This window comes from Nocardioidaceae bacterium, assembly GCA_018672315.1.
In the GTDB taxonomy this organism is placed as follows: Bacteria; Actinomycetota; Actinomycetes; order Propionibacteriales; family Nocardioidaceae; genus TYQ2.
In genome coordinates, this window is the sequence record CP076053.1 from 821,702 (window position 1) to 834,269 (window position 12,568).

10 protein-coding genes and 2 tRNA genes are annotated in these 12,568 nt (G+C 70.8%); 3 read left to right on the forward strand and 9 right to left on the reverse strand.

Annotated elements, in window-relative coordinates; all coding sequences use genetic code 11:
• Positions 1 to 136: 136 nt before the first annotated feature.
• The 3 genes from ndk to KLP28_03860 are packed head-to-tail and all read right to left on the reverse strand — an operon-like array spanning position 137 to position 2,486.
• The gene (gene ndk, locus KLP28_03850) at positions 137 to 544 is read right to left on the reverse strand and encodes a nucleoside-diphosphate kinase (protein ID QWC85887.1); all 408 of its coding nucleotides are present in this window, start codon (positions 542 to 544) and stop codon (positions 137 to 139) included.
• A gap of 48 nt (positions 545 to 592) precedes the next feature.
• Positions 593 to 934, reverse strand: coding sequence for a DUF4233 domain-containing protein (locus KLP28_03855; GenBank protein ID QWC85888.1), 342 nt, complete (start codon positions 932 to 934; stop codon positions 593 to 595).
• Positions 927 to 2,486, reverse strand: coding sequence for a bifunctional folylpolyglutamate synthase/dihydrofolate synthase (locus KLP28_03860; GenBank protein ID QWC85889.1), 1,560 nt, complete (start codon positions 2,484 to 2,486; stop codon positions 927 to 929). The genes KLP28_03855 and KLP28_03860 overlap by 8 nt, the downstream gene beginning before the upstream one ends.
• 65 nt (positions 2,487 to 2,551) lie before the next feature.
• Between KLP28_03860 and valS the strand changes: the two genes are divergently transcribed.
• Positions 2,552 to 5,182, forward strand: coding sequence for a valine--tRNA ligase (valS, locus tag KLP28_03865; protein QWC85890.1), 2,631 nt, complete (start codon positions 2,552 to 2,554; stop codon positions 5,180 to 5,182).
• Between the two features lie 1,227 nt (positions 5,183 to 6,409).
• Here the strand turns inward: valS and clpX are convergent.
• The 6 genes from clpX to KLP28_03895 form a co-directional block, all read right to left on the reverse strand.
• Positions 6,410 to 7,684, reverse strand: coding sequence for an ATP-dependent Clp protease ATP-binding subunit ClpX (clpX, locus tag KLP28_03870; protein QWC85891.1), 1,275 nt, complete (start codon positions 7,682 to 7,684; stop codon positions 6,410 to 6,412).
• A 200-nt stretch (positions 7,685 to 7,884) separates the two neighbouring features.
• Complete coding sequence (locus KLP28_03875; GenBank protein QWC85892.1) at positions 7,885 to 8,487, reverse strand: ATP-dependent Clp protease proteolytic subunit; 603 nt, start codon at positions 8,485 to 8,487, stop codon at positions 7,885 to 7,887.
• 7 nt (positions 8,488 to 8,494) lie between these two features.
• Positions 8,495 to 9,109, reverse strand: a complete 615-nt coding sequence (locus KLP28_03880) for an ATP-dependent Clp protease proteolytic subunit (GenBank protein QWC86785.1) — start codon at positions 9,107 to 9,109, stop codon at positions 8,495 to 8,497.
• Between the two features lie 108 nt (positions 9,110 to 9,217).
• Positions 9,218 to 10,447, reverse strand: a complete 1,230-nt coding sequence (locus KLP28_03885) for a GPI inositol-deacylase (GenBank protein QWC85893.1) — start codon at positions 10,445 to 10,447, stop codon at positions 9,218 to 9,220.
• A gap of 63 nt (positions 10,448 to 10,510) precedes the next feature.
• A complete protein-coding gene (tig, locus tag KLP28_03890; protein QWC85894.1) occupies positions 10,511 to 11,956 on the reverse strand; it encodes a trigger factor in 1,446 nt (481 codons plus the stop codon).
• A gap of 88 nt (positions 11,957 to 12,044) precedes the next feature.
• Positions 12,045 to 12,120 (reverse strand) — tRNA-Pro (locus KLP28_03895).
• Between the two features lie 119 nt (positions 12,121 to 12,239).
• Here KLP28_03895 and KLP28_03900 point away from each other — a divergent pair.
• Together KLP28_03900 and KLP28_03905 are read left to right on the forward strand one after the other, a co-directional pair.
• Positions 12,240 to 12,313 (forward strand) — tRNA-Gly (locus tag KLP28_03900).
• Positions 12,314 to 12,393: 80 nt separating this feature from the next.
• The gene (locus tag KLP28_03905; protein QWC85895.1) at positions 12,394 to 12,558 is read left to right on the forward strand and encodes a hypothetical protein; all 165 of its coding nucleotides are present in this window, start codon (positions 12,394 to 12,396) and stop codon (positions 12,556 to 12,558) included.
• Positions 12,559 to 12,568 lie beyond the last annotated feature (10 nt).

Genomic DNA, 12,568 nt, shown 5'->3' on the forward strand with positions numbered 1-12,568 from the left:
TGCAACCGAGGGAAGTGGATCCGGGGAAGACCCTTGACCTCAGGTTAAGAGCGCAGGCGCGTACGACCGTGGCGACACGCAGCGTGGGGCGGCGCCGAAGGTAAAGAGATGGTGTCGGCGACCTCGTGGAGCCGGCTCAGAGGTCGGGGAACCAGAGCGCGATCTCGGAGGCTGCGGACTCCGGGGAGTCCGACCCGTGGACGAGGTTCTCGCGGTTGCTCAGCGCGAGGTCGCCGCGGATGGTGCCGGGGGCTGCCTCCCGTCCGTCGGTGGCGCCGTTGAGGGCGCGTACGACCGAGATCGCCTCGTCGCCCTCGAGCACCATCGCCACGAGCGGGCCGGAGGTGATGAAGTCGCGCAGCGGCGGGTAGAAGTCGCGCTCGACGTGCTCGGCGTAGTGGGTGTCGGCCATGTCGCCGTCGACGTGGCGCTGCTCCATCGCCACGATCCGCAGGCCCTTGGCCTCGAACCGGCCGAGCACCTCCCCGATCAGCCCGCGGCGGACGGTGTCGGGCTTGAGGAGGACCAGGGTGCGCTGTGACATGGCGACAGCCTATTGCTCGAGTCGCCGCGGCGGCGCGCGCGGTCGGCGTCAGCTCTCGCCGTACGCCGCGCGCTCGCGCTCGATCTTGACGCCCAGGTACCACGCCGTGGCCCAGAGGGATCCGAAGATGACCGCGATGACGGCCATGGCGCCGATGAAGACGGTGCAGACGAGGGCGAGCACCTGCACGAGCGTGCCGAGGTAGTAGCCGATCGGCGAGCGCAGCATTCCCGCCGCCACGATCGCCAGCGCCGCGAGGCCGAGGCCGATGCCGAGGCCCACCGGGGTCGCGAGGCCCGTGATGACGATCAGCACCGGGCTCATGAGGGCGAGCACGATCGTCTCGAAGGCCAGCACCGAGGCACACATGGTGCGCTTGGGGTCACGCATCGAGGTCCTCGCTGTCGTCTCGCTCGGTCCGACCGGGGGCCTCACGGCGCACGTCGACGAGACGCTCCAGGGCACCCAGCGCATCCAGGGTCTCGGTGTCGTCGTCGTCCTCCGGCTCGTCCGGGGGCTCGAGCCGAGCCGTCGGGGGCGCGAGCACCTCGCGCTCATGCACGAGCAGGGCGCGCGCCCGTCCCACGGTCACGACCGACCCCGTGACCAACACTCCGCCGGCACCGATGGCCTCGCCGAAGGCACCCGAGGACTCCGCCATCGCCGCCGCCTGGTCGATGGCGTCCTCGATGCGCGGAGCGACGGTGACGCGATCGCCGCCGAAGACCGCCTCGGCGAGATCGGCCAGCTCGGTCGCCGGCAGGGCGCGCCGGTCGTCGACCTGCGTGCACACGACGTGGGAGAGCACCGGCTCGAGCACCTCAAGGAGCCCCTCGGCGTCCTTGTCGCCCATGATGCCGAGCACAGCCACCAGCGGGTTGAACGCGAAGGAGTCCTCGATCGCGGCCACCAGCGCCCGTGCGCCGTGCGGGTTGTGGGCGGCATCGAGCAGGATTGTGGGACTGCGGCGGACGACCTCGAGCCGCCCCGGCGACTCCACCTGGCCGAAGGCTTCGCGGACGACCTCGGCGTCCAGGGGCTCACCCCCGAGGAAGGACTCGACGACGGCCAGGGCCACGGCGGCGTTCTCGGCCTGGTGCGCGCCGTGCAGAGGGAGGAACACCTCCTCGTACTCCGCGCGCCGACCCCGCAGGTGGAGCATCTGGCCGCCGACGGCGGGCACGCGGGAGACCAGCTCGAAGTCGGCGCCGGCACGGACGGGGACGGCGTCGACCTCGGCGCAACGGGCGAGGAGGACCTCCATCACGGCCTCGTCCTGCTCGGCGATCACCACCTGGGCGCCGGTCTTGATGATGCCGGCCTTCTCGGTGGCGATGGCGACCTCGCCGTCGCCGAGGTACTGCGTGTGGTCCCGCGCCACCGGCAGCACCACGGCCACGCCCGCGTCGATCACGTTCGTCGCGTCCCACGACCCGCCCATGCCGACCTCGACCACCGCGACGTCGACGGGCGCCTCGGCGAAGGCGGCGTACGCCATGCCCACGACCGTCTCGAAGAACGACAGCGGGTGGTCCTGGCTGTCGTCGACCAGCGCCAGGAACGGCGCGACGTCGTTGAAGGCGCGGACGAGCTGCTCGTCGGTGACGGGCTCCCCGTCGAGGCTGATGCGCTCGTTCAGGCGTTCCACGTGGGGCGAGGTGAACCGACCGGTGCGCAGCCCGAACGCCCGCAGCAGCGCATCGACCATCCGCGAGGTCGAGGTCTTGCCGTTGGTGCCGGTCAGGTGGATCGCCGGGTAGGCCCGCTGCGGCTCGCCGAGCACCTCGCACAGGGCGGCGATGCGGTCCAGCGACGGCTCGAGCCGGCTCTCCGGCCAGCGGGAGAGCAGCGCGTCGGTGACCTCCTCGACGGTGCGCGCCAACCGGGCGCGCGCCGGGACGTCGTCGGCTGCGTCGGCAGGGGTCGGCGGGTGCTCGCTCATCACCCCCGAGTCTACGGAGCCCGCCGGATCCGGGCGCGGTGCGTACGCCTCCTAGGATCGGGCCCATGAGTGCCCCCGCCCAGCCCGAGGACCCGACGACGCCGACGCCCGAGCCTGCCGCTCCCGCCCGTGCCGTCACCGTCCCCGACAAGCCGGCGCTGGAGGGCCTCGAGGCCACCTGGTCGGCGCGGTGGAAGGCCGAGGACACCTACGCCTTCGACCGCACCCGCCCGCGCGCGGAGGTCTTCAGCATCGACACCCCGCCGCCGACGGTCTCCGGGTCGCTGCACGTCGGGCACGTCTTCAGCTACACCCACACCGACGTCGTCGCGCGGTTCCACCGCATGCGCGGCAAGACGGTCTTCTATCCCATGGGCTGGGACGACAACGGTCTGCCGACCGAGCGCCGCGTGCAGAACTACTTCGGCGTCCGCTGCGACCCCTCCCTGGCGTACGACCCGGACTTCAGCCCGCCGACGAAGCCGGACCCCAAGAGGCAGGTCCCGGTCAGCCGACCGAACTTCATCGAGCTGTGCGAGCAGCTCGTCGTCGAGGACGAGAAGGTCTTCGAGGACCTGTGGCGCACCCTGGGCCTCTCGGTCGACTGGAGCCAGCACTACACGACGATCGGCGCGAAGGCGCAGGTCGTGAGTCAGCGGGCGTTCCTGCGCAACTTCGCCCGCGGCGAGGCGTACCTCTCCGAGGCCCCCACGCTGTGGGACGTCACCTTCCAGACCGCAGTCGCCCAGGCCGAGCTGGAGGCGCGGGAGTACCCGGGCGCCTACCACCGGCTCGCGTTCGGGCGGCCCGGCGGGGACCCCGTGCACATCGAGACCACGCGCCCCGAGCTGGTCGCCTCCTGCGTCGCCCTCATCGCGCACCCCGACGACGAGCGGTACGCCGACCTCTTCGGCCAGACGGTCACCTCACCGGTGTTCGGGGTCGAGATCCCGGTGCTGGCGCACCCGGCCGCCGAGCCCGACAAGGGTGCCGGCATCGCGATGTGCTGCACCTTCGGTGATCTCACCGACGTCACGTGGTGGCGCGAGCTGGACCTGCCGGTGCGCACCGTCATCAACCGGGGGGGCCGCTTCCAGCACGAGGTGCCGGAGTGGATCGAAGGCTCCGGCGCCGACTTCTGGAGCGAGCTCGCCGGCAAGACGACGTTCAGCGCGCGCGAGGCCATGGTCGCGAAGCTGACCGAGACCGGCGAGCTCGTGGGCGAGCCGAAGGCGACGCAGCGCATGGCGAACTTCTACGAGAAGGGCGACAAGCCGCTCGAGATCGTCGCCACCCGGCAGTGGTACCTCACCAACGGCGGCCGCGACAGCGACCTGCGTCGGGAGCTCGTCGAGGACGGCGAGCAGCTGCGGTGGGTGCCCTCCCACATGAGCAACCGGTACGAGAACTGGGTCGGCGGACTGAACGGCGACTGGCTGATCTCCCGCCAGCGGTACTTCGGCATCCCGTTCCCGGTCTGGTACCCCCTCGACGCCGAGGGCGAGCCCGACTACGCCCACCCCCTCATGCCCAGCGAGGCCGAGCTGCCGGTGGACCCCTCCACCGACGCACCCCGCGGTTACGAGGAGACCCAGCGAGGCGTGGCGAACGGGTTCATCGGCGACCCCGACGTGATGGACACCTGGGCCACCTCCTCACTCACCCCGCACATCGCCGGGGGCTGGGAGACCGACGACGACCTGTGGCAGCGCGTCTTCCCGATGGACCTGTGCACCCAGGCCCACGACATCATCCGCACCTGGCTCTTCAGCCGCGTCGTGCGCTCGCACCTGGAGCACCACGTGCTTCCGTGGCACACGGTGCAGATCTCCGGGTTCGTGGTCGACCCCGACCGCAAGAAGATGAGCAAGTCCAAGGGCAACGTCGTCGTGCCCGACGAGATCCTCACCACGTTCGGCGCGGACGCGGTCCGCTGGCGCGCGGCGATGGCCCGGCCCGGCCTGGACTCCCCCTTCGACGAGTCGCAGATGAAGGTCGGTCGGCGGCTGGCCATGAAGATCCTCAACGTCTCGCGCTTCGTGCTCGGCAGCGTCGGCGCCACCGACCCCGACCTCGCGGCAGTCACCGAGCCCGTCGACCGGGCGCTGCTGGCGGAGCTGTCGGGCGTGGTCGAGAAGGCCACTGCCTCCTTCGAGGCCTACGACTACACCTCCGCGCTCGAGGCCGCCGAACGCTTCTTCTGGGAGTTCTGCGACGACTTCGTCGAGCTCGTCAAGGAGCGCGCGTACGCCGAGGACGACTCCCCCGCACGGCAGTCCGGCCGGGCGGCCCTCGCGGTGGCGTTGCACACGCAGCTGCGGTTGCTCGCACCGTTCCTGCCGTACGTCACCGAGGAGGTCTGGTCCTGGTGGCAGGACGGCTCGGTGCACCGCGCCTCCTGGCCTGCGCCCACGGACGTCGCGCCGACCGAGGGCGCGGAGCACGAGGGTCTGCTCGACCTCGCGCGCACCGTGCTCGCCGGCGTACGCGGCGCGAAGTCGACCGCCAAGGTCGGCATGCGCACCGAGGTCGACCACCTGCGCGTCACCGGGCCGAGCGGCACCGCCGCCCTCGTCGATGCCGTCGAGCCCGACCTGCGGGCCGCGGGCAGGGTGACCGGCTCGTTGGACGTCGTCGAGTCCTCCGACCACCCCAGGGCGGCGGTCGACGAGGTCGAGCTCGCCACGGCCGACTGAGTCGGGAGGCGCTCAGGGCCTGCCGGGGCCCTTGCCCTTGCCCTTGCCCTTGCCCGGACTGTGACCCGGGGGCGTGTCCGGGCCCTTGCCTGGGCCCTTGTCCGGGCTCTTGTCCGGGCTCCGGCCCGGGGGCGAGGTCGGGGGACCGCCCTTGCCCGGGCCTGACTCGGCGTGCTTCGCCTTGCCGACGCCGTACGCCTTGCCCCGCCCGCGCTCGCCCTGACCGGGCGGGCCGGGCGGTGAGGACGCGCTCGACGCGCCCCGAGACTTCCGCGGCTCCGGCTTGCTCGGCGCAGACGACTTCGGGGGCTTCGTGGGCTTCGTGGGCTTCGGGGGCTTGGCGGATCTGCCGGGTCTCGCGTCCGGTCCGCGATCGGAACCACGCTCCGCGTTCGCGCGCCGATCTGGACCCGGGCTGTTTCCCCGTCCGTTGCCCCGGCCGTTGCCGTTGCCGTTGCGGTCCTCCCCGGACGCACCGGGACCGGGCTCGGACTGTCGGCCGGGTGCCGACGGCCGCGGTGCCTGAGGGGCCTGGGGGGCCTGGGGGGCCTGGGGTGCAGGACGTGCGCCCGGTGACGCCGGGGTGCCTGCAGGGTTCGGCGCCGCGGTCCCGGGTGGACTCTGTGGCGGGGTCCGTGTCGGAGTCTGTCCAGCAGTCCGTACGGGACCGTCGGTCGGCGCCTGAGCCGGCTCCTGTGTCGGCGCCTGCGTCGGCGTGCGAGGAGCGGGTTCGGACGTCGCAGGAGTCGCGATGGTCGTGGAGCCGTCACCCGCGAGGAGCACCGTCCCAGCCTGGTCGACCTCCCCGACCACCTGTCCCACGACCGGCACCGCCGTGACCATGTCCTGGGGCAGCTCGAGGTCGACGGTCCATCCGTGGCGGACTCCGTAGTCGTACAGTCCGGAGAACTCCGCTGCGCCGTACAGGGGTGACCCCACCGCGCTCACCAGCGGGGCGACCGCGTCCGCCCAGGGCACCTCGACCTGTGTCGTCTGCTGCGACGCCTGCGTCGTCGCCGGAGCAGGCGACCCCGCAGGCAGGTTCTGGGCCAGGAAGCCAGCCGCCGCCAGGCTGAGGACGGAGAAAGCCGCGACCGGGGCGCGGTAGGCGGCTTCCATCACTCCATCATCGTCGAGAGGACGCGGACGGCACGAGAAAACGCAGGATCAGACGCCGATCGGACTAGCGCATTCGTCCCGTTCTGAGCCGGTGCGAGGCGAAGGTCCTCAGGCGGACTTCTTCTTCTTGGGCTCCTCGTGCGGCACCAGCGACGGCTGCGCCGTGCCCTCGACGGCCTCGGCGGTCACGACGACCTGCGCGACGTCGCCACGGGAGGGCACCTCGTACATCACCTGCAGCAGGATCTCCTCGATGATCGAGCGCAGACCACGGGCCCCCGTGCCACGCTCGAGCGCCTTGTCGGCGACCCGGGCGACGGCGTCGTCGGTGAAGACCAGCTCGACGCCGTCGATGTCGAACAAGCGCTGGTACTGCTTGACCAGAGCGTTGCGCGGCTCGGTGAGGATCTGCACGAGGGCTTCACGGTCGAGCTTGTTCACGCTGGCGATCAGCGGCAGCCGGCCGATGAACTCGGGGATCAGACCGAACTTGGTGAGGTCCTCGGGACGGACCTGCTCGAAGAGCACGTCGGCCTCGCGTTCGGCGGCGTCGCGGATCTCAGCGGTGAAGCCGAGCGACTTCTTGCCGATCCGCTGCTCGATGATGTGCTCGAGGCCGGCGAAGGCGCCACCGACGACGAACAGGATGTTCGTCGTGTCGATCTGGATGAACTCCTGGTGGGGGTGCTTGCGTCCGCCCTGCGGCGGCACCGACGCGGTCGTCCCCTCGAGGATCTTCAGCAGCGCCTGCTGCACGCCCTCACCGGAGACGTCGCGGGTGATCGACGGGTTCTCGGCCTTGCGGGCGACCTTGTCGATCTCGTCGATGTAGATGATGCCGGTCTCGGCCTTCTTGACGTCGTAGTCGGCGGCCTGGATCAGCTTGAGCAGGATGTTCTCGACGTCCTCACCGACGTATCCGGCCTCGGTGAGGGCGGTGGCGTCGGCGATCGCGAACGGCACGTTGAGCATGCGGGCGAGAGTCTGCGCGAGGTAGGTCTTGCCGCAACCGGTGGGACCGATCACGAGGATGTTGGACTTCGCGACCTCGACGACCTCCTCACCCTTGCGGGGTGACGCGGCCGCGACGGCCTGCACCCGCTTGTAGTGGTTGTAGACCGCCACCGCGAGGGACTTCTTCGCCGTCTCCTGGCCGATGACGTAGGAGTTGAGGAAGTCGAAGATCTCCGAGGGCTTGGGCAGCTCGTCGAGACCGACCTCGGTGCCCTCGCTGAGCTCTTCCTCGATGATCTCGTTGCAGAGGTCGATGCACTCGTCGCAGATGTAGACACCGGGACCGGCGATGAGCTTCTTGACCTGCTTCTGGCTCTTGCCGCAGAACGAGCACTTCAGGAGGTCGCCGCCGTCACCGATTCGTGCCACGTGTGCCATCTCCTTCACGGATCGGTGGTGTGGGCGCAGAGGCCCTCGGCGGATGTCGTACGCGGCCCCTGTGGACCCGTCGACGTGGGGGCGACGGTACCCCGGTCCGGTCGACGGGGGGAGACGACACGGGACGGTTTGTCGTACGCCCTCGGCGTACACCCCCGCGTGCTGCTCCCCCGTCGACCGGGCCCGTCGGATCAGACCTTGACGGCCTTGCGGGACTCGAGGATCGCGTCCACCAGTCCGTACTCCACGGCCTGCTCGGCGGTGAGGATCTTGTCGCGGTCGATGTCGCGGCTGACCTGCTCGACGTCCTTGCCGCTGTGCTCGGAGATCATCGTCTCGAGCAGCTCGCGCATGCGGATGATCTCGTTGGCCTGGATCTCGATGTCGGAGGCCTGACCGTAGGTGCCCTCGGTGTAGGGCTGGTGGATCAGGATCCGGCTGTTCGGGAGCGCCAGCCGCTTGCCCGGCGCACCGGCGGCGAGCAGGATCGCGGCCGCCGAGGCCGCCTGACCCAGGCACACCGTCTGCACCTGCGGCTGGATGAAGCGCATGGTGTCGTAGATGGCCGTGAGCGCGGTGAACGAGCCGCCGGGCGAGTTGATGTACATCTGGATGTCGCGATCGGGGTCCAACGACTCCAGGCACAGCAGCTGCGCCATGACCGCGTTCGCGATGTCGTCGCTGATCGGCGTGCCGAGGAAGATGATGCGGTCCTCGAAGAGCTTGCCGTACGGGTCGATGCGGCGCACACCGTAGGACGTGCGCTCCTCCCACTGCGGGATGTAGTAGTTCATCTCGGCCTCACTTCTTCTGGGCCGGGCGGCCCTGGTCGGCGGCCTGGGCCGCGCGGGCGATCACGTTGTCGATGAAGCCGTACTCCTTGGCCTGGTCGGCCGTGAACCACCGGTCGCGGTCGGCGTCGTTCTCGATCTGCTCGACGGACTGGCCGGTGTGCTCGGCGATCAGGTCGAAGAGCACCTTCTTGATGTGCAGCGACTGCTGCGCCTGGATCTTGATGTCCGAGGCGGATCCACCCATGCCGCCGAGCGGCTGGTGCATCATGATGCGCGCGTGCGGCAGGGCGTACCGCTTGCCGGGCGCGCCGGCGCACAGCAGGAACTGTCCCATCGAGGCGGCGAGGCCCATGGCCACCGTCGCGACGTCGTTGGGGATGTAGTTCATGGTGTCGTAGATGGCCATGCCGGAGTCGACCGAGCCGCCGGGGCTGTTGATGTGCAGGAAGATGTCGGCGTCGGGGTCCTCGGCGCTGAGCAGCAGCATCTGCGCGCAGATCGCGTTCGCGTTCTGGTCACGCACCTCCGAGCCCAGGAAGATGATCCGCTCGCGCAGGAGGCGCTGGTAGATGTGGTCGTCGAGGCCGTACGAGGGGGCTCCGCCACCGCTCGTCGGCGTCATGGTGGGGTCGATGCTGGTGTCTGTCACGTGGGCGACCCTAGCCCGCACGGGGCGACCAGCCACGTCCTGGCGGGGGTTGTTCGCTGTTGGCGGAACGGCTCCGGCCCCTCAGGCCAGCCAGCGCCTGATGGCGGCGTACACGTCGGGGTGGTTGAGCAGGTCGAAGTGGTCCGCCCCCGGGACGTGCAGGGTCTCTGCGCCGGGGAACATCTCCGGACCCCGTCGCGGCCGACCGATCGCCGAGGGCCACCGCACGAGCAGGTCGCCGGCGGTCTCGCTGACAGGGTGACGCGGCGAGGCCGCCAGCGTCGCGCCGACGAGCCGGTAGCGGGCGTGCGGCAGGTTCTCGACGTCGCGGGCCAGGCCGCTGCGCAGGTCGAGCACGCCGCGGGAGCGGTACTCGAAGATGCGGCCGAAGGGCGCCGCCTCGGGGACCCGGCCGAGGAGCTTCGTGGTCAGGTCGACGACCTGCTCCAGCGGGGCGCCGAGGTGGGGGGTGCCCAGCGTGACCACGTCGGTGACGAGCTCGGTCCACGGCGTGCCGGCGGGTGTCGTCACCACGCAGGCCGCGCGGATGATCAGGCCCCCCATCGAGTGGCCAACGAGCACGAGCCGTCGGACCCGGGTCGGCCATACCTCGACCAGGTCGTCGAGGAGCCCCGCGAGGGCGGCACCGTTCTCGGCGATGGGGAGGCCGGTGTTGACGCGCAGGTACACCGGGCTCCAGCCTGCGTCGGCGGCGAGCCGGTCACCGTAGGAGCCGCCCTGCTCGTCGCTGCCGCGCCACCAGAAGTCCTCGGACTCGCACAGACCGTGGACGAAGACGACGACGTCACCTGTCGCCGCGGGGTACGCGGCCGCGATGCCCTCCCCCGTCAGCGCCACGTCGGCCCCCCGGTGGCGCACGGCCATCGAGATCGCCATCTGCGATCCCTCGTCCCGCAGCTTGTCGCCGGTCAGACCGTTCACCGCCGCGAGGAGGAGCCGTCCGCTTGCCGTCGCCTCGAGTCGCGGCGCCGTCTGGTGCCGGTCGAGCTCGCGCAGCCCGCGGGCCAGCCCCCGGGCCGAGGCGCCCATCACTCCGTACACCCCCGCGCTGACGCCGTCGTGGGCCGTACGCACCACCCGGTTGATGCCGAGCATGGCGGGGGTCGCCAGGTCGAGCGTGTCGAAGATCCGCCGGGCGATCGCCTGGTGCGCCTCGCGCGCTGTGCCCAGCAGCAGCTCATCAGCGCGTTCGGCGCCGTGAGCAGCTCCCTCGATCACCGTCGGACCGGTCGAGGCGGCACGATGCGACCGGTCCTCGGACGCAGACGCGCCCCGCGGTTCAGCGTTCATGTACACATGTTCACTGAACTCGCGGGGCGCGGTCAAGCACCGCCGCTGTGGCGGACGACCCGGTCAGGCCTTCTCGTCGGCCTCCGGCGTCGGCTCGGCCGTCGCAGTGTCGGCCGGAGCCTCGGCCGCCTCTGCTGCTTCTGCTGACTCGGCTGCCTCTGCCGCCTCGGCCTCGGGGTCACCGATCGAGCCGTCGGGACGGAGGTTCGCGAGGTCCACCGTGGCACCGGAGGCGTCGGTGACCGTGGCCGACTCGACGATGCGCGCGAGCGCCTTGCCCCGCAACACCTCGGCCACCATCTCGGGGATGTGGTTGTGCTGCAGCATGTGCTGGATGAACTCGTTCGGGTTCTGACCGGACTGCTGCGCACGCTGCATGAGGTGCTGCTGGAGCTCCTGCTCCTCGACCTCGATCTCCTCGGCCTTCACGACGGCGTCGAGCACGAACTGCGCCGCGACGGCGTCCCGGACACGGGCCTCGAGCTCGGCCTCGAACTCGTCGATGGTCTGCCCCTCGTCGTCGAGGTAGGCCTCCATGGTCATGCCGGCGTACGCGAGCTGCTGCTCGACGCTCTGGCGCCTCGCCGTCAGCTCCTCGGCGACCAGGCTCTCGGGGAGGGGCACGTCGACCTTCTCCAGCAGCGCCTCCAGCACGGCGTCGCGCGCTTCGGCGGCCTGCTCCAGGCGCTTGCCGCGCTGCAGTCGCGTGGAGACGTCCTCGCGGAGCTCGGCGACGGTGCCGAACTCCGAGGCCTCCTGGGCGAAGTCGTCGTCGAGCTCGGGGAGCTCCTGCTCCTTGACCGCGCTGACCTTGACGAGCACGTCGACCTGCTGGCCCTTGGCGTCACCGCCGACCAGCTCGGAGGTGAAGGTCTTCTCCTCGCCGGCGGACATGCCGGTCAGCGCCTCGTCGAGGCCGTCGAGCATGCCGCCACGCCCGACCTGGTAGCTGGTGCCGGTCACCTCGGCGCCCTCGACGTCCTCGCCGTCCTGGGTCGCCTTAAGGTCGATCGTCACGAAGTCGCCGTCGGCGGCCGCGCGCTCGACCTCGGTCAGCGAGGCGAAGCGCTCGCGCAGCGACTGGATCTGGGTGTCGACGTCCTCGTCGGAGACCTCGACGTCGGCCACCGAGACGGCCATGTCGCTGTAGTCGGGCACCTCGACGGCGGGCTTGATGTCCAGCTCGGCGGTGAACTCCAGGAGCTCGCCGTCCTCGAGCCGGCTGATGTCGATCTCGGGCTGCCCGAGCGGCTCGACCTCGTTCTCCTGCAGCGCGCGCATGTACACGCCCGGGAGCGCGTCGTTGATGGCCTGGTCGAGCACAGCACCCCGGCCGACCTGGCGGTCGATGACCGGCGGCGGGACCTTGCCGCGACGGAAGCCCGGCACGTTGATCTGCTTCGCGATGTCCTTGTAGGCCTTGTCCAGGCTCGGCTGGAGCTCGGAGAAGGGGACCTCGATGGTGAGCTTGGCGCGGGTGGGCGTCAACGTCTCGACGGCGCTCTTCACGGTGTTTCTCTCTCTCGCTTGCCTGATCGGGGGCTCGGCCGGCGCTGCACGGCAGCGTCCTGGTCCGGGCGGTGCGGACCGGGGTCGGTGGTCGGGGCGACAGGACTCGAACCTGCGATCTCCTGCTCCCAAAGCAGGCGCGCTAGCCACTACGCTACGCCCCGGTCTGCTGGACCCCGAGAGTGTAGAGCCCGGCACGGGTCGTACGCGAACCTGGGCGGCCGGGGACCCCGTGCCGCAGGTGTGCCAGGATGAGCGTGGTCGGCGCGTCGTCGCGGACTGCGCGGATGTAGCTCAATGGTAGAGCCCCAGTCTTCCAAACTGGCTACGCGGGTTCGATTCCCGTCATCCGCTCCACGAGTCGCCACCGGGCCGGACATGTCCGGTCCGGAGGGCGTGTCGGGCATGGACGCCCACGCGTCGGGAATGACGTCTTCATGAGCGCACTCCGACAGATCATCTCCCGCTTCACCGGCCGCGGTCGCCGCGGCCCCACGACCACCGGCGGTGCCCCCGCCCGTGGTGGGGCCTCCCACAGCCAGGACGCCCAGATCGGCCGCGCGGTGCGGTCGGCCGTACGGAAGTTCACCGGCAAGCGCTGAGCGGCGCGGG

Bases quoted from the DNA above. Each gene is read 5' to 3' on its own strand.
- KLP28_03855 (QWC85888.1), bottom strand. From the start codon at position 934: ATGCGTGACCCCAAGCGCACCATGTGTGCCTCGGTGCTGGCCTTCGAG.
- KLP28_03875 (QWC85892.1), bottom strand. From the start codon at position 8,487: ATGAACTACTACATCCCGCAGTGGGAGGAGCGCACGTCCTACGGTGTG.
- valS (QWC85890.1), top strand. From the start codon at position 2,552: ATGAGTGCCCCCGCCCAGCCCGAGGACCCGACGACGCCGACGCCCGAG.
- ndk (QWC85887.1), bottom strand. From the start codon at position 544: ATGTCACAGCGCACCCTGGTCCTCCTCAAGCCCGACACCGTCCGCCGC.
- KLP28_03905 (QWC85895.1), top strand. From the start codon at position 12,394: ATGAGCGCACTCCGACAGATCATCTCCCGCTTCACCGGCCGCGGTCGC.
- KLP28_03860 (QWC85889.1), bottom strand. From the start codon at position 2,486: ATGAGCGAGCACCCGCCGACCCCTGCCGACGCAGCCGACGACGTCCCG.
- KLP28_03880 (QWC86785.1), bottom strand. From the start codon at position 9,109: ATGACGCCGACGAGCGGTGGCGGAGCCCCCTCGTACGGCCTCGACGAC.
- KLP28_03885 (QWC85893.1), bottom strand. From the start codon at position 10,447: ATGAACGCTGAACCGCGGGGCGCGTCTGCGTCCGAGGACCGGTCGCAT.